The following is a 20,057-nucleotide window of genomic DNA, read 5'->3' as shown; positions in this document are numbered from 1 at the left end:
ATGTTATTAAGAAGATTGCGTTGATTATTTAAACGAAAAGGAAACATAACTTTGCCTCAAGTACAAAAATACTAATAGTCTATCTCAAATCTTTAAAATTAGATAGAAGCACCACCACTGCCTATCAACTGAATGTTTTGAAAGTACCTCCAAACTTTATCGACATTTAGTTACTTATGTAGATAAAGCTCATTTTGTACATCTAGTAGTTTATTTTTTAATCTATGTCGGACTTTTACTTGAATATAAATTAAATAAGTCACATTCATTAAAAAAACTCTGATTTCCATAATGTATATGAAATCAGAGCGTTTTTTCGGTAGATCAAACTTCAATATTTTCAATAGGTCTTTTTTTAAAATACAAATGGCCAAATACATGAAAAAACTCCGCTTTTAATGTCTTCCCTTATTTGCTAAATAGAGGTGCTATTTTATCAATGCGATTTGTCCAAATTCCACCTGTATAATCATCTGGAAGACGTTTTATATCTTCATATGAGTCAAATCCACTTGAAAATCCAAGTCCATTTCCTCCTACAATGATAATTCGCGTATCTGCTTTATCCATTCGATTAAGAAAACGATTAGGCCATCCCCAAAGCAAAGGAGCTACTTTATCTGGTATATGTAACTCTCCATGCTTCATGCTTGAAGGTATGTAACCAGTCCACCCTAACGCCATATAAGTAAGAAGATCCTTTTTCATGGTTGCTTTTGACATCGTTCGTAAACTAGGGATGTGCTCTCTTATCACAGCAATCGGCTTATCACCACCATATACTGTTAGTTGATGAAGGCGTTTCGCTGGTAGTTTCTTGAGGTAAGTAGCCAATTGGATTCCTTCATTTTCATCATCACTTTTAATATGAATAAGAAAAGAACGATCTGGAAAATGGTTAAGTACTTCATCAAGTGTTGGCATAAGATTAATCCCTTTTCCACGAAACGGGAATGTTTTTCCCCCGTCAGCTGTATACCCATAACCAATATCAAGTGCTTGTAATTCTTTTGTTGTAAAATCTCTAGTAACACCTTTACCATTAGTACGGCAATCAAGAGTCCAATCATGAAAAATAACAAAATTATTATCTTTAGTTGGTTGAACATCAAACTCTACTAGGTCAGCTCCAGCTTTAAATGCCGCTTCCATAGATGGAATTGTATTTTCTAAATAAGAATGTTCAGGTTCATGTATACGTTCTGCTGTACACGTATCCCCCTCAATTCCCTCCATGCTAAATGTTTGCGAAAGTCCTCGATGAGCAAGAAGAAGAGGATTTCCCTCGTCCCTCTTCGCAAAAAAAGAACTGTTATTTACATAAACAAGTACGAAAAGAATAAAAATTATCCAAGTCGTTTTACGTTTAAGTAACTTTTTTATTTTATTCATTGTATTCTCCTCTTAAGTATTAGTTAAAATGATTTAAACAATATCCGGCATTTAAATACTTTTAAATTCTATAGCTTATCTTATTCCTTTGCAATGGAGATTATAAACAATTGCATGTTGCTATTTTTATATAAAGCAGGAGCGATACAAAGGTATTTTTTAACTATTATGTAGTATCATTTTTAAGAAATTATGTCTACTTTAAGGCTATCTTAGTGGCGATGGACATGTAGTGCTCTCAATAATAAGTTTTCTTCCACAAACAAAAAGAACCATAACCTTACCGAAACGGCAAATTTATGGTTTAAATCACAATTTTATCCGCACAATTCTTTAACTTTTTGCAACCTACTAGTAATCTTATAATATCCCCTTACACACACATGTTTTTGTTTATTTTTTTGAGATAATTTGCAGCGAAATCTTTTAAAGACTCAGGAATTAATGTTTTTTAAAAATTCATTTTCTAATTCTACTATCTTTCTTTTACGAGCTTTTATTTTTCTTACGGGCACCCCGACATACACATACCAATCATCTAAACTTTCTTTTACCATACTCATCGCGCCAACTGCCGCTCCTTCTCCTATTACTACATTTGGAAAGATAATAGAATACGCACCAACAATGGCATGCTTTCTCAAGATAACTTTTCCAGCTTTTATATTTTTATATTGATGTGGAACAGTCGGTCCCATTAATGTATTTCCGCTAAAATCATCAATTGCTGCATATACAATTGTTTTTGATGAAATATTTGCAAAATCATGCATTTCAATCCCCATTTCTCCTCCATATAACGCTGTATATGCCGCTATATGCGAATAACTTCCAATTTTAATTTTGCCACTTAAAATGCAAAAGTCATCGATTCTTACATTATTTCCAACAGATATAGCACCTGGATTATATATACTGGTTTTTTTACTTATTAATACATTTTCCCCGACAGATAGAAAGCCAATTTCACTCAACTCTTCTTGACTATAAAAACTATTCATCTGTGGACACCACCTTCTGCATTAAACACATTATTATTTGCTCCACGATTTCTTTCGTCATTCCTTCCCATAAAGGTAGACTAATTATTCGTTTTGCTATTTTATTTGTATTTGTTAAATCTGTAGACTTGTAGTTTTTAAAGAAATCTTGTTGGTGACAAGATGGTGAAAAATATGATCTAGCTTCTATCTTTTGCTTTTTCAACACTTCTATTACTTGCATATTGTTAATTTTTTCTGGACAGAGAATAGGCATAAATTGATGAATAACTGCTTCTGTCTTTTGAACTTGCCAACCTTTTTTCATTAATCCCGTACTTTGTAATAACTGTTTATACCATTCAGAGATACGATTTCGTTCTTTCATTTTTTGATTCCATGTATTTATCGTTGCAATCCCAATAGCTGCTGCATATTCAGTCATTTTACAGTTAAACCCCATCATCAAACATTCACGATTATGATCAAATCCAAAATTCCCCATTCTTTTAATTTGATTTATCTCTTCCTCATTATGGCTATATATCATACCACCTTCACCAATTCCAAAAGGCTTTGTTGCATGAAAGCTATATACAATCATACCACTAAAATTCTGACCGTAATGTATACCCTCATGCATTAATCCAAACCCTGGTGCCGCATCAACAACAACCGGAACACCCTTGTTCTCTAATTCTTCATAATCTTTCAAGTCCATCCATGATCCGAATGTTGCATATGGAACAACAACTGCAACCTCTTCTTTTAATTCATCAATCGTATCCAAAAGTACCGTTTTATCCATACACCAATCATTTAATGAAATATCAATAAAATAAGGCTCCAAGCCACACCAAATAGCTGCCAACGGAGTAGCAGGGAATGTAAAACTAGGCATAAGAGCATATTTTCCTTTTTTTCTTTTCTTAAGTTGAATTGCCGCCATTAACCCTAGCGTTGCGTTTGCTACTGTTGTAACAGCTCCCCTGTTCTGAAAAAATTCCGACATAATCGTTTCTTCAAAACGTTGATTCATAGGTCCATAATTTGTATATATGTTGGATATATCAATTCGCTCTAATTCATCTAAGTACTCGTTTACAGGTATAATTGACGCACGTAAAAAAGGAATATTCTCCATATTTATCTATTCCTTTCTATCATTTTCGGACAATATAGAGCATATCGGTTTCAGATAATCCGAATTTCCTAGCAATTTCTATTCCTTGTTTCTCAGCTATGTTATACAATTCCACCTTAAATCCCACATCTGTTAATCGTTGAATAAATCCCGATCGATTATAAATCCTAACATGATCTTCTTGACCAAAGGCTATTTTTCTCAATAATGGCGTTACAATAGATTTATCCTCTATAATAAAATCTACATTCATTACGATTGGCACTTGAATAATTCCCCATCCATTTGGCTTTAATACCCTATATAATTCTCGCATTGCTTTTTCATCGTCAGGCACGTGTTCTAATACATGACTACATAAAATAACATCAAAGGTATTATTTTCGTATGCAATTCTCGTAATATCAATTTCCTCCATTAAAGAATCCTTTGGTTCTAAATCCCCACATATATAAGTAATGTTTTTAAACTGGTTAAGCCATCCTCTTACCTTCACTTCAGGTGCAATATGAAGCATAGTATAATTCCTACTTAACAAATCCGTTTCTATTTCAATGTACGCACGATACAACCTGTCACGATCCATCGAATAGCAAACTGGACAGATACCTGTATCTTTATTCCACATCTCAAATTGATATTTTAGAAAATCATAATGTGCTGGCCAAGGGGAAAATTTTTCAAATTGTTGATTGCAATATTGGCAATAACAAATATCTTTCTCGAATATATGAGTAACTAGTTTATTTAACCCGCTTTTTATCTTTTCATTATAAATTTGATTTAGTTCTCCACTTCTTACTGCATCCTTCAGTATAAATCCTGCATTCTCCAAACAATAAGATAAGCTCTCTTTATAATCTTGTTCAGCATTTAAAAAACCACTATTATGTGCATCTGTAATTAATTCAATCCATTCTTCAATTGTCATTAATATAAAGTGCATTTGTTTTTGATTCTGTCCACTATGTTGTCTAAAGTAGCTAAGAGGTTCCTGTATATAAACTACTTTCCCTTTCCTCATCATATCTAACCAAGTTGCAATGTCATTAATGGAAGAATACGCTTTTCCCTTAAAATAACCAAATTTCCCTCCAAAAAAATTGCGATTAAACAAAACCGTTGTCGGTTCTCCAACTACGTTTTTCAAGTTTTTCAACATATAATTCCCTAGTGTTTCCCCTTCAAAAATTGTAGTTTCTGTAGCAATTTTCACATTCAATGTTGAGGGTGGTAATATCTCTCCATTCTCATCAATCAGTTCACGGTACGACGTCACAAATGCAATGTTTTCTAATTCAAAAAAGTATTTCATCATTCTCTCAATCTTTTCAAGATGAAATAAATCATCATCTAATAAAAAATTTATATATTCACCAGTAGCAAGCTCTATACATTGATTAAAATTTTCAGCCACCAATGGATTTTCATTTTTAACATATGTTATACACTCATATTCTTTTAAGTATGGTTGGATCATTGCTTTTACTTCATCATTTGTACTATCGTCAGAAATAATAATTTCAATATTTTCATAGGTTTGATTCAAAGCACTTTTGAGGGCTAATTCTAAGTAATGAGGTCTATTGTAGGCAGGAATTAGTATACTGACTTTTGGAAGGTGCGAGTTGATATTCATACGCTGTTTTTTCTTTTCTATATTTATTTTCTTTAGCTTGATTTGTTGGTAATAGTCCAATGAATATAGTATGGATGATGGAACAATTCTTCTTGCATAGTCTAGAAAATTAGTAATAGCTTTGTCTAACTCCTCTTCGGAAGATAAGAAACCATATTTTTCTCCAGCTATAATAATACTATGCGAAAAATCTTCTAACCCATCCATCATTTTATTAGATTCATTTAACTGCTGATTTGAATGTAATCGAAAGTAACTGAGGGTCTCCGCTATATATACTGCTTTCCCTTTACTCAGTAAGGATAACCATGAAGCTACATCTACGTTGCAAAGATACCGCCTTTTATCAAACACACCATACGGTTCTGTTAAATCACTTTTACGAAATAAAACCGTTGTCGGTTCTCCTATATAATTCTTTTGATTCATAATCACCATATTTCCTAATTGTGCCCCATCTATAATCGTATCTGTATAAAATAAACGCATCGTTGAATAAACATCTGGCAATAGGTTTCCTTCTGCATCCATTACTTGGCGATGGGATGTTACAAGCTTAATTTCATTATCTAGGTCATTTAAAAAGTATTTCATCATTTTTTCAATTTTATTTACATGAAATAAATCATCATCCATTAAGAAGTTTATATACTCACCTTTCGCTTTATGAAATAACATAAGTGAGTTCTCAAATTGTCCAAGAGTTGACCTATTCTTTATATAAATAATATTTGAATGATCATACAAGTACTTTTGTAACACTTTCTCTGTTTCGTCGTTTGTACTATCATCCCCTATTATAATTTCTATATTAGGATATGTTTGTTCTAATACACTACATAAAGCTTTTTCAAAGTAGTGTGGACGATTATACGTAGGAATTAATACACTTACTAAAGGCGTTTGATTTATTTCCTTTTCATTTGTACCATTTTCCATTCTATTCCTCCGCTTTTTTATTTATTTTCACTTTTGAAATATACATGCTACTACAAATGTACTTATTAAGACGAACTAGATCTGAAAGGTGTTTCGAAAACCAAATAAATAGCTTTAAAAATAGCATCTATATTGGCATAGTGTAGACTAAACCTTGATACCTTTTTTCGTCCCATTCTATTTATTTGTAAAATACGGCATTCTTTTTTCAATAAATGCCTTTACCCCCTCCTTCACATCTTCTGTTTGAAATACTTTTCCAAAGTAACGCGCTTCAATCTCAAGCCCTTCTTGTAAAGGTACTGTTGCACCTTCGCGAATTGCCAACTTCATATAGGCGAGAGCTGGAAGAGAAAATGTACTTATATCCCTTGCAATCTCTTTTGCTTTATTTAACGCCTCTCCTCGAGGAGTAATGTAGTTAACCAAGCCTATTTCTTTTGCTTCTTTTGCTGTAATCGATTTCCCTGTGAACATCATCTCTTTTGCTTTCCCTTCTCCAATTAATCTAGGTAAGCGTTGGGTTCCTCCAGCCCCAGGAAATAAACCTAACGTAATTTCCGGTAATCCAATTAAAGATTGTTCTTCTATTATCCTTAAGTCACAAGCAAGTGCTAATTCACATCCACCACCTAGTGCTAACCCATTAACAGCCGCTATAGTCGGTTTAGGCAGATTCTCTAGTTGATTAAGTGGCTGTTGCAATTCTAATGATTTCATCTCAGCATATTTTTCACCTTTACCCATCCAATCTGGAAATTCTTTTATATTCCCTCCCGCTACAAAGGCCTTTTCTCCACTTCCAGTTATAATTACGACTGAAATATCATTATCAATTTCTATTTCCTCTAATACATCTACTAATTGTTGAACTACTTCTAAACTTAAAGTGTTGACTGGTGGATTTTGAATTGTAACGATTGCAATACTTCCTTTTTTATTACAAGTTACTACTCGTTCATTCTTCATAAAAAGTCCCCTTTTAAACTCCCTAATTTTTCACAACACCAAGCTTCTTCACTTAACTCACCATCAGCCTAAATTTCCGAATATGGTTCCGTTTTTAGAAATTCATCAATTTATTGTATGAACTGTAGAAGCATAAAATGAGCAATCCTTTCTTGGCACCATTTTTTAATCTCAACATATTTTTAAATTGTTCTTTTACTATATAAATTAGCTTCATGTTTCTTTGTTTTCCGTTACACAGTTTCTGAAGCTGGGATGAATCGTAGGAAAAATGAGATAAAGAGACTGATGCATCAGATACATTAAAGATGAACAATTTCAGAAAGATAGCATTTTAGTAACCACGTGTTTTTAAACCTTTCTTAACTATCAGTACCACCGATTTAGACAACTACCTATTTATGAATAGACAATCATCTAATTTATGTTAAATTCAATAAACTGTATGGAAACGAATATCAAAACAAGGAGTGAAACGTATGTTTCGTCGTCCAACTTGTATGCAAGCTTGTTTAGATAGTGGGCATGATTACGAGTATTGCCGTATATGGTGTGAACCTATTTACATGGTTCCTACTTATTCCTACTCAGTACAACCATCGTATACAGCACCTATAGTAACACCTTATAGTTCACAGCAATATCAGACTTATGCCTTTGGACAACAAACCGACACGCGTTGGGAATGTTACCGTCAATGTATAAGAAGTGGCGGAAGTGCTGCAAGTTGTTGTTATTATTGCGAACTGTGCTAACAACAACTCTTAATTATGTGGAGTCCCACAACTGTAGTGCACAAACAGATTACAAATCATGAAAAGCATCCGTCATAATTTTAAGGAAACTAGCGATTTGCACTCCGATCTCTCGTTATTTCCATCTTTCTTCGTAACCATTCTTTTATAGGACTTGATCGGTGTAATAATAAAGAGATTCCTCAATTACTTGCTCCCCACTGTACACTTAACTATCACTTCCTTTAGATGACATATCATTTTTTCGTATTTTGTTTCGACTTGGATTTTTCCTGTGGTTTGTTTATCTACCTCTCTCAAAAATGACAATCTCTCGCTTTTTCACAATATTTTTATGACCTTTAACCTCTACACCCTATATGAAACAAGACTCACTCAGCTTGCGCAGAAATCATGAATTTTTTACTCATACTTACTAAGTCGCATGAGCTATCATACCTGCGTACACTTTCCAATAAAATTATCGTTTATACTAACTAAGCCGTACAAGATGTCCTTTCCACTCATTTTCCATGTAAATATACGCAATAAAAGCACGTATATAGGCCACACGTGCTTTATTCCTTCTATATAAAGTTGATGTCGTCGTTTTCCATCTTGCCTTGCCGAAGTTATTTTTGTTGGCTCCTAATTGCTGCTAGGTAAATTTTGCTCTTCCATTACCTCTTCAATAAATTCAATAGGGCTCCTCTCATTTATATTTCACATTCAAAACTAAATAACAATCATTCCGTACATTCAGCACCTCCATTATAATTTTTAAAAAATATAATATGAGAAGTTTAGTTTCTGATTGTCTTTTTTACGCTAGTGTACAGAGATTTCCGAACGTGAGAATGATCTAACAGCACACTAAACACTTGAACAGGTTAGCTAAGCCAATTTCTATAAAATTAAGTATCATAACGTATAACATTTCCTTGTTTGCGTTGTTAAGAATCTAGGTGTGAAAGGTTAATGTTTTGATTCTTTATGGACAATTTTCTTAAAGTTATATATCTACATACGATATTGAGATTATTTTTAACTATAAGGAAGTGATACTATGGCTTGGCGTTCTTTTCAATCTTTTAACTTTCCAGATAGATTTATTCGTCACCAAAACTTTCTTGGTGAACTTACTCCAATCCAGGAGAATAGCAATTTAGATAGAATGGATGCTACGTTTAATTTGGAATGGGTAGATGAAAGTAGAAATTTAGTAAGATTCCGTTCCTATAATTATCCGAATTCTTTCTTACGACATCAAGATTTCCGTATTAAACTTCATGCAGAGAATCCAGCAGACCCACTAATGCAAGCAGACTCAACGTTTGTTATAGAACCAGGACTTGCATATCCGTATGGTTGGGAATTTGTATCATTTCGTTGTACCAATCCCAATCTTTCTAACTGGTACATTCGTCACGCAAATTTTCATCTTTATATCTCTTCCATAAATCCAAATGATGAATTAGGCCGTAAAGATGCTACGTTTAGGATAACTAACCCAGCAATTTTATGGCCGAGATAGCGTGATATACAGCCATAAAAAACTTTATAAAAATATATAATGATAATTTGCAGTTTTTTGTATAAATCAGTAATTACTTTAAGGATTTATTTGAGATCACCATTTCCAAAAACAAGAGCGTACGTTTAGACATAAATTAACCGGTTCCCTGTAAGATAAAGAACCGGCTATCTATTTAATGTTGTTTTGATGGGATTTTTGTCTTGTAATGGTGGTGATTATTTGTTTGGTTACCATGTCTCTCTTGGTTGTTAGGCGTAATTTCATCAGCAAATTCCATATTTGCTAAATTTACTTTGGATGGAATAAATGATCTTGTTTTATTTTGAAAACCTTGAAACGTATGTTTTATAGGTTTCATCATGCTTGAATTACGTGTTGCTAATACACCTAAAACGGTTCCTAACCCTAGTAAAGAAACCCAAATCCATCCTTTATTGTTCTTCTTTTTATTTCCGAATAACTCAAACATTTGTTGAGTTATTTTTTTTGAATTGAATGATGACATCAAAAAATTAAGGATATTCATTTTTGTCCCCCCTGAAAAAAATCGTAAAAAGAAACACTCGTTTCAATTTCACATATTTTATGATGCGCTATTTTATAGGGATTTATGATGCCAACTTATACTAATAGTTCTTGATTTTTAAAACAGAACTTCCTAATATTACTCAAGTGGTTTTTACTGAAATACAAAAAATAATTTTATAAAAAAATCAAAAAGGAACTGAAAAGTTATGTATTATTAGATTGGAAATTTATCAATTCTTTTTCAATTGTCGGTTATGTAATGCCGAAAGGGTGAGTAACGCAAGAATCGATCCTACTAAGGCAAGTGACATATCCCATTGTGCATCCCATATATCGCCTTGCATACCTAAAAAGTCTTTTGCTGTTGTTCCTCCCTTTGCTATTTTAAAAGCTAACCATTCGATGATTTCGTATAGTGCAGCAATAGCAAGCGAAACACTTATACAAATCGTAACTAACCAAGGACCTTCGGTGAGTTGCGTTTTCCGTAATAATATTTCTCTTATCACAATTGTAAACAAGCCTTTCATCAAATGTCCAAATCGATCATAGTGATTTCGATTTAAATCAAAGACATCTTTTATCCAATTAAAAAGAGGAACCTTTGAGTATGTGTAATGACCGCCGATGAACATTATGATGGCTAGTATTGCAATAATGATATAAGAGAGAGTAGTAAAGCGAAACTTATTGTATATTGCAATTATAATGATTAGACCGAGAACGGCAGGAATAGCTTCCGCTGCCCATGACGAGTATCTTGCAGGCTTAATAACAGACCATATAAAAACTGCAGTAACAATTAATAATAAAAACAGATGAATCATTTTACTTTTGTCTCTTATCACTTTTTTCACTCCTATTGAAAGGCTTTCTGCTTAAAGTATTTGAAAAAATACAGTTTCGTATACAAAGTACTTGGCACTGTTTGCCTTATTTTACACTTAAGAACAGCTCTTTTAATGGGAAAAGTGTTTTTGTCTAGTAAATATTCACATTGAAAATAGACATATTTACAATCTTCGTCAAATGCTCTAAAAGGTGTAGCTCTATATCAATGTCAAGTTAATAATGCCAAGAGAATATAGGGGCGTGCGCTTTCTATAAATTTTTGTGACTAAACTAAAAATGTACATAACCAGTAAGAGGAGCATTATCAAGTTAAACATGTTCAATTGGTAACTATATATTATTTACCTATTTAAATGGAGTAGAATAATAAGAAAGGGCATGCACACTACATATTTCTCTTTCGTGAGGGAATGGTATGTATATAACAATTCAAAAATAAAGGAGAGCATCTGCATGAATTATAAGATGTTTAGGGCTATCAATCGTCTAGCTGGTCGTAACTCAACATTGGATACATTTATGATATTCATTTCACAAAAGACTCGATTGCTGTACATTTTCTTATTAGCCTTAATGTGGTTTAGAAACAATTCCTACAAAAAAATTATTTTATTTGCAGGGGTATCAGTAGGATTCGCATTATTTATAAACCGCTTTATCCAGCTCTTTTATTTTAAACCTCGTCCATTTGTTATACATCGTGTGCGTTTACTTATCCCATCAAAGAATAATTCCTCATTTCCTAGTAAACATACAGTCTTAGCATTTGCCTTATCGACCTCCGTCTTACTTCGTGAACGTTTATTTGGCTCAATCATGTGGTTCTTAGCAATTTTGACAGGTTTTTCACGTATCTGGCTAGGGCATCATTATCCATTTGATATCATAGGAAGTGCCTTCATAGGAATCTTAACCAGTATAGCTATTGGCAATACTACATATTTATTTAATTCTTTTGTTACCTGGATTATAAATGTATATAGAAAATTAATTTTTGGGGATTTGAAACATTCCTGACGATATCTTTGATAAATCACAGCACATAATTTTGCACATTTTTTACTAAAGTTACTCTTCTTTGAAATACATTTTGCCGTAAACTCACAAATATCTAGGAAATCCCTTAATAATTGAATTTGATTCTGATTCGATATAAAGGAAAAAGTGTCAAAAAATGTTAGCATATTCTTTTTCTTTAAGTAGAAAATAATAGCATAAATATTTCTCTGAAAGGAGCAATAATCAATTGAAGAAAAGAAAATATTTACTTGCTATCATGTCTACTATTTTATCTGTAGGTTTCTTGTGCGGTTGCAATGGCGTTGATGAGAATGAGCCAGATCCAACTGAAGAGCCTTCTGAAGAAATTCAAGAAAAGAATAATCAATAACAGGTTAATGTAAAGATTATCATTGGCTTAGAGCGGATTCTTACATTTAGGAGAACCTAATTGAAGTAGAACAATATAGAGTAATCCAATAGAATAAAACAAGAAAAAATACCTCTTATACCCTATTTTATTAGATATGGTACAAGAGGTGTTTTCTGTTTATGGGTACATTTCACAAATTTATACAGTTACTTCTTATTTCCTAATAATTGTCACTGTAACCAGGCCACTTGCCTTTTCAAAATACTCATGCTAAGCATCCTGATTTTAAAACAAAAAGTTTACTTTCTACATAAACTAATCCCGTAACCAACTAGGGAATCAAAATCTAACCGTTGTCTTCATTAGTCAAATAACCGTAATTAAAACTAGCTCCCTGTTTACTTATTATTGAGTAATAAGAATACTTAAGTAGTTTGAAGTAAATATTATAACTGTTACAAATCAAAAGGAGGTCATTATAATGAACAAACAAAGAGCACAAGAGATTGCCGCTTCGCCAGTCATGGCTAACGTAACGTATAATGGAGTTCCAATTTATATTCAAAATGTGACTGAAAATAATGAAACAGCTAGAATTTATCCTCTTAATGAACCAAATAATGAACAAGAAATTCCTTTATCCAACTTAATAGAGCATTAATTGGTTACATGCTACCTCAATAAATAATTACTCAAACATACAAACACCATTGTAAGTGGTGCTTGTATGTTTAAGTAATCTTATTTTCTATTTTCTTCTAGCTAATTAGGTTAATAAGGATAAAAAACATTTTTGATTGGTGGTTACAATCCTCTTTAATAAAGCAGCAAAAAAACTACCAAAATTATGGTAGCAATTACTACATAAATGACTTATTTAAATTAGTGATAACAATATACCTCCAACGGCACCAGTAAAAATGCAAAAACATGCCTCACTAGTTTAAGAGGTGCTCAAGCAAGTTTAAGTTCCCTTTCATTGAATTCAAAAGATGAAGAAGTAAAACGAGTTTGTCATGTATGTTAGAAATGGACAGCGTCACAGCTGATTTAAAGGATAGAGTTTCCGTATTAGAACGTGAAGAACCTTAATATAAATGGTTTTAAGTAGACTGGAGGAAATTACTATGTCTCACCAACCCGAATGGATGCTTGTCATTCTACGCTCTTTATTCATATTAATTATTTTATTTACTATCACAAAATGTTTAGGAAAAAGGCAAATCTCTCAACTTTCCTTTTTTGAGTACGTAGCTGGAATGACAATCGGTGGTATCGCCTCTCAAGTATCTACAGGGCTAGACCAAAAGTTTTTCCATGGTGTCTTTGCCATACTTATTTTCGCTTCGATACCTTTTTTTGTAGGAATTCTTTCCTTAAAAAACAAAGCCGCAAGAGATTTCTTTGAAGGCAAGTCCACAGTTTTAATAAAGGATGGCAAAATACTTGAGGATAATTTAAAGAAAGAAAAGTATACCAGTGATGAATTACTTGAACTTCTCAGAGGAAGTGGGGCCTTTAGTATATCCGAAGTAGAATTTGCCGTCTTAGAACCAAGCGGAGAATTAAATGTATTATTAAAGAAAGAATCTCAACCACTTACAGCAAAAGGTATTGGCTTGAAAATACCAAATAAAAAGGAACCACAAACTGTTATTATGGATGGAAATGTACTAGATGAACCTCTTTCAGCTAGTGGGCATAACCGCGCTTGGTTACATTCTGAACTAGAAAAACTCGGTGTTGTCATTGAAAATGTCTTTCTTGGTCAAGTTGATTCATACGGACAACTTACTATCGACATTTATAATGATAAACTCCAAATGCCTTCTCCTCAAAACAAACCTTTATTATTAGCATCTTTAAAAAAATGCCATGCTGATCTTGAGCTATTTTCTTTGGAAACGAAATCAAAAACGGCAAGTGAAATGTATAGTAAAAATGCACAGCAAATTGAAGCTATTTTAAACAAGGTAACCTACCTTCTAAAGGAATAAAAAAGGACGTTCTCACAAGCGTCCTTTTCTCAGAGTGTCGGAAAACCCTTTTGGGGTTTCCCAACACTCTGACATCTTTGTAGATTTTAGCGAATGAAAACAATAAATGAGGATGGATTTGGGCTTCTTTACTAGGATTAGGAACCGTTTTAGGTTTATTAGCAACGCGCGTAATTCAAATATGACAAGATCTAGCCAACAATCCTGGAAAGACTTCACCTTGAAGTAAATAGGTATTAGTCATTAACTTAATGAATTCAGACTGTTTAAGATAATTGTTTGGATTCTTTAATACCTTGAGAACTGAATCATTTTTAATTTCCTTACCGTCTTTATCTTCCACAACAATCTCAGCCAACATCATTTGATTACTTATATCTTGTAGTAATTCATAAACATCACTAGATTCCAAGATATTATCATCGCCTGCATATCTACCACCATATCGAACAGTATTATTAAAAATATCTTCGAACAAACCTCGCTTTTCAGCTTGTTTAAATAAAAAATTTGAAAATCTGTCCCTTAAACCCAATTTCCCACCGCCTTTCAATTAACGAACGTTTCCGGATCCGTTAAAGTAGCTTTGTTCATATTTTAAATTTAACCTTTGCTATGCATGTTAGACAATTATGCATGGACAATTTCCCAAAAAGTATACAGCTAAATATAATATTGTGGAAAACAAGATTAAGATAAGGAGTGATTGTCTTTGTACCGTCAGTATTGTTATAAAGTCCCTTATACCTATGCCCAATGTATGGCGGATTGCACACCTGGAGCTCCAGGTTTCGAATATGAATGTCGGCCTATATGTTGGCAGTATAAAACAAGACCTTGGTATCTACAATGTACAAGACCTACGGCATATACAACTTATGGCATGAACCAAGCTGTACCTTATAATCCACAGCCATCTTATTCTCCCTATTCCTATCCTGAAACGATGTACGTGGATTCGCATAGTACCCATTCCCCTTCAAATGATCCTTGTATGAAAGAATGCGCAAAAGGTGGAAGTAGTCCTTTAGATTGTTGCTATTACTGCGGATGGTGCTAACAGATATTCCTAGAACCCAAAAGAGCTTTTGGCATCAGGTAGGTATTGTATCATAATAAAAAAACCCATCTTATCTAAGTTGGGTTTCTTATTTTGACGAATATATAAATTTACATAAAAACGTTCTTCTCCTGATTTAGGTGCCCAGCACTTAAGAAGGACTTAAAAATACACGCTATTATAACGATTAGAGTTTTTTCTGTTACAACTCTAGAATTTCCATTTTCACATATACAGTTTGTTGAAAATTTCAGGATTTTTTTCGAATAATCTCTGTTAAATAACAATGTTAACATTCCATCAAAAAAAGGACCATTTTTGGTCCTTATAATTAATCCCTTCGACTTAGCCCTTAGACTCAAGAACTGAAAGGCGTGCCTCGAGATTAGCTAAATTTGCATGTAACTGAGCATTTTCTGCTATGAGTCTTTCATTTTTCTCGTTTAACCCTTGAATAGCTACCAAAGCTACCCCCTGTATGTCTATACTTGAAATATGTTTATTATCAGCTCCACTGAGCCCGAAGGTGTCATGGAAATCCTGAGCAGTCGGGCCAATGTGACGCTCACTGGCCGTGTCATCTTTGTAGTTCCAAGAATGGATTGGCATGCTTGCCAATTTATCAAGAATCTGGAGAGCGTTAACATCAGAGAAATTTTCCTTAGTGTTCTTGTCGCTGGTAAGCTTAACCCCCTTTCCATAGATGTCACCCTTCACTGTAAGGTACCCCCCTACAAAGAGGTCACCTCTTATATCGCCACCAGAGGTAGTAGAAAATGAACCATTATTTGAAATACTAAATACCTTACGATTTTGGTTAAGAGCTGCAAAAATATCTCCTAATCCATCCTGCCAGATTTCCACACATGGAATGCCTTGGCCGCCTTGACTGTCAACTAGAATTCTCCGGGTTTTCACTCCACCTGTAACGTCAACATTACCTTCAAACAGACCTGCTAATCTTCCGCCTTTTCCCCAGACACCAACTCCGTATTGACTAGTTCCCAGCACAGCAGAAGCATTTGGATGATTAACTGTATTGTTTGCCCAGACCCTACCCTTGATAATCTCAACATCACCTTCAAACAGACCTGCTAATCTTCCACCTTTTCCCCAGACACCAACTCCGTATTGACTAGTTCCGTACACACCAGAAGCATTTGGATGATTAACTGTATTGTTTGCCCCAAACTGCCGGTCCACCAGTACTATCTCCAAAAACCGCCGCAACATTTGGATCATTAGAAGTGCCATGCAAGTTAGCCATTTAAGCTCCTCCTTATGTGCCATTCCATTCAAAAAGATATTAGTAAAAACTTCATATTACAAATATATTTTGAATGCTATGTTTAAGAACTGAAAGCTCAATATACACTATGTTTATCCTTAACTTAGATAACAGTTTAATAAAAAAATCAACACTACTCTTTAACATCGCTTAATTTTAAAATAGAACTGGTCAAAAAATACCATTCGTGTTTTACCTATAAATTTCATCTAAATAATCATCATAATCATCTTTTGGAATAGCATCCTCCATCATATTTAATGTTTCTTTATGACCAATTAACATAGCCACGAAACCATCAATATGCTCCGTTGATTTACGCTTAGATGGTGTTTTTAAATTATTAATATTAGTTATTACTTTTGCATTGCTTGCACAAAAAATAAGTAAAGGATTGTCCGTTATGATCCGCTCCTAAAGTAATAGTATTTCAAAATCATCAAAAGGCTCATTCATATGTGTTGGATACTGTGGAACTTCCACACATTGAATCCCAAGCATTTCCCACTTTTCAACAAGTTTTTCAGCGAGTGCTGGATCATAATTTATTTGACGTAAATCAAAATATTCAAATACCTATTCCTTCTGATAGAAAGCTTGTAAAATTAAGCAGACTCATTCCAGCACCAGCTTCCTTTTGTTCCAAACTACTTGAAACAATGGTAGAGATAACTGTTTTTGTAAAAGAAAGCCCGCCAAAAACAAACATTACTATAATTGTTATGAGCCAAGGCGTTGTTTCTATATAAAGGGCGGCTACTAAGAAGCTTATAGAAAGAAATGCAACTCCAGTTGTTAATACAAATAGAGAACCTTTCTTATCAACAAGCACTCCCCCAATATAACCTAAAACAATAACACTCATGGCTCCAGGAAAAATAATCTCACTTCCAATTGTGGCAGTACTTAATTGGTAGACATCTCTCATCATAATATATAGGTGTAATATCACACCTTTTTAAAAATCAAACTTCACGTGCAGCATAACTTCCACCTATTCCTTTACGATAAAACATCATATTAAGGACTTATTCATACCATTATGTGTTATATTGTTAAATTTTTTAATCTATTTATATAAATTTCCCTTTCGATTGAATTAAAACTCTCAGCTCTTCAACAGTAACCAGTGGCTTACGATGAATCATACTATGACAATTAGGGCAAAGCATTGCTAAATCTTCAATTTTAGTCGTTTCATCATTTTTCATTTCAGATATTGGTTTTCTATGATGTGCCTCTATGAAATTCTTTCCTCTATCACCATAAACTTGTTCAAAGTCCATTCCGCAAGCCTCACAATAAAGCCTCCCGTGTACTTGGATAAAGCGTTCCTTAGCTTGTTTAACTAATTTATTATTACGTTCTCTATATCTGTGTAATCTAAATTTTTCTTTCCCTTCAGGAAAATCATCTTCTTCATCCACATGTGTATCAAGAGTTATTGTTTTAGCTTCTTCACTCAATCGTATTAGAACATTCTTAATAGGATTAAAATCTTCCATTTCTTTTTGTAACAGAGACAGAGCATCAGAAATATTTATTCCTTCAAAGATTCCTTTATGGTCATTCTTTATCCCAATATCATGTAGAATACCCATAGCTTGATAACCTTTGCTCTCCTTCGAATCTAAACCAAGGATATTTTCATCAATCCATCGGTGACTTTTCGCATTGAATAAGTACTCATATACAACAGAATCTCTTATTTCCTGTCCATAAAAACTATACTCTCGATTTCTTTTAACTGATTCTAACTTTGAAGTTGAAGCAACTTGAACAGAACCCATTCCTTCATATTCTTCCAAACTTGTAGAAAAAGAAACCTTATAGTATTTCTTATCTACCTTTTTAAAAATCATATACGGTACGTTATCATCAACTTTATTATCCTTTCTAAATTCTTCATATATATTAGGATACTTCATTTGAACATACTCGGTTAGTTTACTAGACCATAATAATTTTGTCCTAGCTTTTTCTCCCAACCCTTTTCTAATCGTAGCAAGATAGTCTTGATTCATAAACTCTAGAATTATTTGAAAGTTGCTATTTTCCTTCATTACATCTATCTCAAAAAAAGACCTTATATCAATAGGAATACCTGTTTCATTATTAATAAAAGAGGATTTATCCATTTTTTTCATAGTAATATTATTTGATTTTAAAGCCCATGAATGTTTACTTATTTCTTTTTCTTTTAAGGCTGAATTAACCCTACTATTTAGATTCATCATCATTCTCCTGTTCTTGATTATATTTAGAATCAAATAAGTCTTTAAGGTTTAAATAGAAGAGCGAGACTTGTCTCAATTCATATACTATCATAATATTATTAATAAGCTACAAACCCAATGATACCAAGGGTTTGATCTATTTTTATAATATTTTGCTGATACTTTCAAATCCCAATCTAACAAGTATGATGTAACGATACACAAACAAATAACAGGTACATTTTATTTTATTAAAATCAGGTTACAAAAAACGTTACATTTAAATTGTATATCAAGTGCTAATGAAATATTGATTCTATTAAAAACACTCTTAGCTTAGCCCCTTTAGCAAACAATTCTAGAGACTCCATTCTTCTCCTTATAATGAGCAGAGAGTTGAATCTGCACTATCCCGTAAGTCATGTCCTGCTTCGTAGAAACAAAAGTAAAGATAAAAAAAGACCTCCCTAAGGAAGTTCATTTTTAATTATATAGTGTTATTGACGGTTCAAGTATTTGTTCTTCACTTACTTTTCCTTGATAACTCTTAGAATTGAACCAGTTGCTATTAACATCGTACCTGCTACAAAGAATGACGCACTAAGTACAAAGAAACCTGTAAGTACATTTGTATTGATAATATAATTATACGCATCTCCGCCTACGTAGGCATATTTATTTGAATCGGTATATGTTTCAGAATTTTGATATCCTCCGAGTCTATCGAATCCTAAGAAAAGTAATACTGCTGAATGAATGTAAAAGATAATTCCCCAAATTGTCCATTTTTTTGTTTTCACGATAATTCTCCTTTTTGTGTCTGTTATTTATTAATTAATTCATTTATACAGTTTAATTGTTTTTTATTGGCATGTAAATCATATTAATCTCGACTTTCTTAGCCCCAACATCTATTCCTAGCTTTTCAACTTCTGATGTTAATTGATTCTTATTATCAACAAGGTTTAAAACCTCTTAGAACCCTGTCCTTCTATTGTCAAGTTTCTTTCGCTCAGTATCCATGCCTTCTTTAACCTTTCTCTTTATGTTTGTTAATTCATTCTCTTTATCATCAAGTTTCTTTTTCAGCTTCCACACTCTCATATTTCTTTCTCGGACACTCAACATTTCCATACCATGTGTCTGAACCAACCTATACCTATTCTCTTCACAAGTCCTCCTCCGATTGTGAAAATCCCCCCTCTAGATCAAAAAAGGAATGAGTCTCCTCATTCTCCTTACCGTTATACAGACAGCTAAGAACATAATTTTGTGGCCACAAATGGTCACAGTACTTACAATAATCATTACCATTTCAGTAGAATTTTGTTTATATAAATCAGTAAAAATGCATTTAAATCAACGTTCATCCCATAATTTAACTAGGAGAGCCTCTCCGGGGTCATAGTT

The 20,057-nt window shown here is 33.2% G+C and carries 16 protein-coding genes and 4 pseudogenes; 7 read left to right on the top strand and 13 right to left on the bottom strand.

What is annotated here, in order from left to right; translation table 11 throughout:
• Window positions 1-408: 408 nt before the first annotated feature.
• The 5 genes from MR167_RS03665 to MR167_RS03645 form a co-directional block, all read right to left on the bottom strand.
• On the bottom strand, window positions 409-1,392 hold the full coding sequence (locus MR167_RS03665; protein WP_242313953.1) for a glycerophosphodiester phosphodiesterase family protein: 984 nt from the start codon (window positions 1,390-1,392) through the stop codon (window positions 409-411).
• 434 nt (window positions 1,393-1,826) lie between these two features.
• Window positions 1,827-2,393, bottom strand: a complete 567-nt coding sequence (locus tag MR167_RS03660; protein WP_242313951.1) for an acyltransferase — start codon at window positions 2,391-2,393, stop codon at window positions 1,827-1,829.
• Window positions 2,386-3,516, bottom strand: a complete 1,131-nt coding sequence (locus MR167_RS03655) for an aminotransferase class I/II-fold pyridoxal phosphate-dependent enzyme (protein ID WP_242313949.1) — start codon at window positions 3,514-3,516, stop codon at window positions 2,386-2,388. The genes MR167_RS03660 and MR167_RS03655 overlap by 8 nt, the downstream gene beginning before the upstream one ends.
• A 19-nt stretch (window positions 3,517-3,535) precedes the next feature.
• Complete coding sequence (locus MR167_RS03650) at window positions 3,536-6,094, bottom strand: glycosyltransferase (RefSeq protein ID WP_242313947.1); 2,559 nt, start codon at window positions 6,092-6,094, stop codon at window positions 3,536-3,538.
• A gap of 177 nt (window positions 6,095-6,271) precedes the next feature.
• A complete protein-coding gene (locus MR167_RS03645) occupies window positions 6,272-7,063 on the bottom strand; it encodes an enoyl-CoA hydratase (RefSeq protein ID WP_242313945.1) in 792 nt (263 codons plus the stop codon).
• 479 nt (window positions 7,064-7,542) lie between these two features.
• Here MR167_RS03645 and MR167_RS03640 point away from each other — a divergent pair, with 479 nt between their 5' ends.
• Both MR167_RS03640 and MR167_RS03635 read left to right on the top strand, forming a co-directional pair.
• Window positions 7,543-7,818 (top strand): hypothetical protein, encoded by a 276-nt coding sequence (locus MR167_RS03640; protein WP_242313943.1) that lies wholly within the window; start codon window positions 7,543-7,545, stop codon window positions 7,816-7,818.
• A gap of 1,045 nt (window positions 7,819-8,863) precedes the next feature.
• Window positions 8,864-9,331: an AbfB domain-containing protein gene (locus tag MR167_RS03635; protein WP_242313941.1), complete on the top strand. Its 468-nt coding sequence runs from the start codon at window positions 8,864-8,866 to the stop codon at window positions 9,329-9,331.
• 175 nt (window positions 9,332-9,506) lie between these two features.
• Here MR167_RS03635 and MR167_RS03630 read toward each other — a convergent pair whose 3' ends face one another.
• The gene (locus MR167_RS03630) at window positions 9,507-9,860 is read right to left on the bottom strand and encodes a hypothetical protein (RefSeq protein WP_001023788.1); all 354 of its coding nucleotides are present in this window, start codon (window positions 9,858-9,860) and stop codon (window positions 9,507-9,509) included.
• Between the two features lie 232 nt (window positions 9,861-10,092).
• A complete protein-coding gene (locus MR167_RS03625) occupies window positions 10,093-10,710 on the bottom strand; it encodes a DUF2238 domain-containing protein (RefSeq protein WP_242313939.1) in 618 nt (205 codons plus the stop codon).
• A 457-nt stretch (window positions 10,711-11,167) separates the two neighbouring features.
• Between MR167_RS03625 and MR167_RS03620 the strand changes: the two genes are divergently transcribed.
• A complete protein-coding gene (locus tag MR167_RS03620) occupies window positions 11,168-11,731 on the top strand; it encodes an undecaprenyl-diphosphatase (protein WP_242313937.1) in 564 nt (187 codons plus the stop codon).
• A 44-nt stretch (window positions 11,732-11,775) separates the two neighbouring features.
• On the opposite strand, the pseudogene MR167_RS33605 reads toward MR167_RS03620, so the two are convergent.
• Window positions 11,776-11,898 (bottom strand): annotated as a pseudogene (locus MR167_RS33605) (hypothetical protein); the annotation flags it as partial.
• A 62-nt stretch (window positions 11,899-11,960) separates the two neighbouring features.
• Between MR167_RS33605 and MR167_RS03615 the strand changes: the two are divergent.
• The 4 genes and pseudogenes from MR167_RS03615 (at window position 11,961) to MR167_RS03600 (ending at window position 14,083) form a co-directional block, all read left to right on the top strand.
• On the top strand, window positions 11,961-12,104 hold the full coding sequence (locus MR167_RS03615; protein WP_000746491.1) for a hypothetical protein: 144 nt from the start codon (window positions 11,961-11,963) through the stop codon (window positions 12,102-12,104).
• Between the two features lie 463 nt (window positions 12,105-12,567).
• Entirely contained in the window at window positions 12,568-12,747 is a 180-nt protein-coding gene (locus MR167_RS03610) for a small acid-soluble spore protein H (protein WP_001041682.1), read from the top strand.
• A gap of 258 nt (window positions 12,748-13,005) precedes the next feature.
• Window positions 13,006-13,178 (top strand): annotated as a pseudogene (locus tag MR167_RS03605) (DUF1657 domain-containing protein); the annotation flags it as partial.
• Window positions 13,179-13,213: 35 nt separating this feature from the next.
• Window positions 13,214-14,083, top strand: coding sequence for a DUF421 domain-containing protein (locus MR167_RS03600; protein WP_242313974.1), 870 nt, complete (start codon window positions 13,214-13,216; stop codon window positions 14,081-14,083).
• A 178-nt stretch (window positions 14,084-14,261) separates the two neighbouring features.
• Here the strand turns inward: MR167_RS03600 and MR167_RS03595 are convergent.
• The 5 genes and pseudogenes from MR167_RS03595 to MR167_RS03575 all read right to left on the bottom strand — a co-directional run.
• A pseudogene (locus MR167_RS03595) lies at window positions 14,262-14,618 on the bottom strand (phage portal protein); the annotation flags it as partial.
• 870 nt (window positions 14,619-15,488) lie between these two features.
• Complete coding sequence (locus MR167_RS03590; RefSeq protein WP_002083428.1) at window positions 15,489-16,346, bottom strand: tail fiber domain-containing protein; 858 nt, start codon at window positions 16,344-16,346, stop codon at window positions 15,489-15,491.
• A 656-nt stretch (window positions 16,347-17,002) separates the two neighbouring features.
• Window positions 17,003-17,362 (bottom strand): annotated as a pseudogene (locus MR167_RS03585) (MFS transporter); the annotation flags it as partial.
• 142 nt (window positions 17,363-17,504) lie between these two features.
• Entirely contained in the window at window positions 17,505-18,665 is a 1,161-nt protein-coding gene (locus MR167_RS03580) for an HNH endonuclease (protein WP_242313935.1), read from the bottom strand.
• 509 nt (window positions 18,666-19,174) lie between these two features.
• Window positions 19,175-19,447 carry a hypothetical protein gene (locus MR167_RS03575; protein WP_193533330.1) on the bottom strand — a complete coding sequence of 91 codons (273 nt, stop codon included), beginning with the start codon at window positions 19,445-19,447 and terminating at the stop codon, window positions 19,175-19,177.
• Window positions 19,448-20,057: the final 610 nt, after the last annotated feature.

Origin of the sequence: Bacillus cereus group sp. BfR-BA-01355 (assembly GCF_022663675.1) — a bacterium.
Lineage (GTDB): Bacteria > Bacillota > Bacilli > Bacillales > Bacillaceae_G > Bacillus_A > Bacillus_A thuringiensis_S.
The sequence above is the reverse complement of the archived record's forward strand: the minus strand, read 5'-3'. Positions and strand labels throughout refer to the sequence as shown.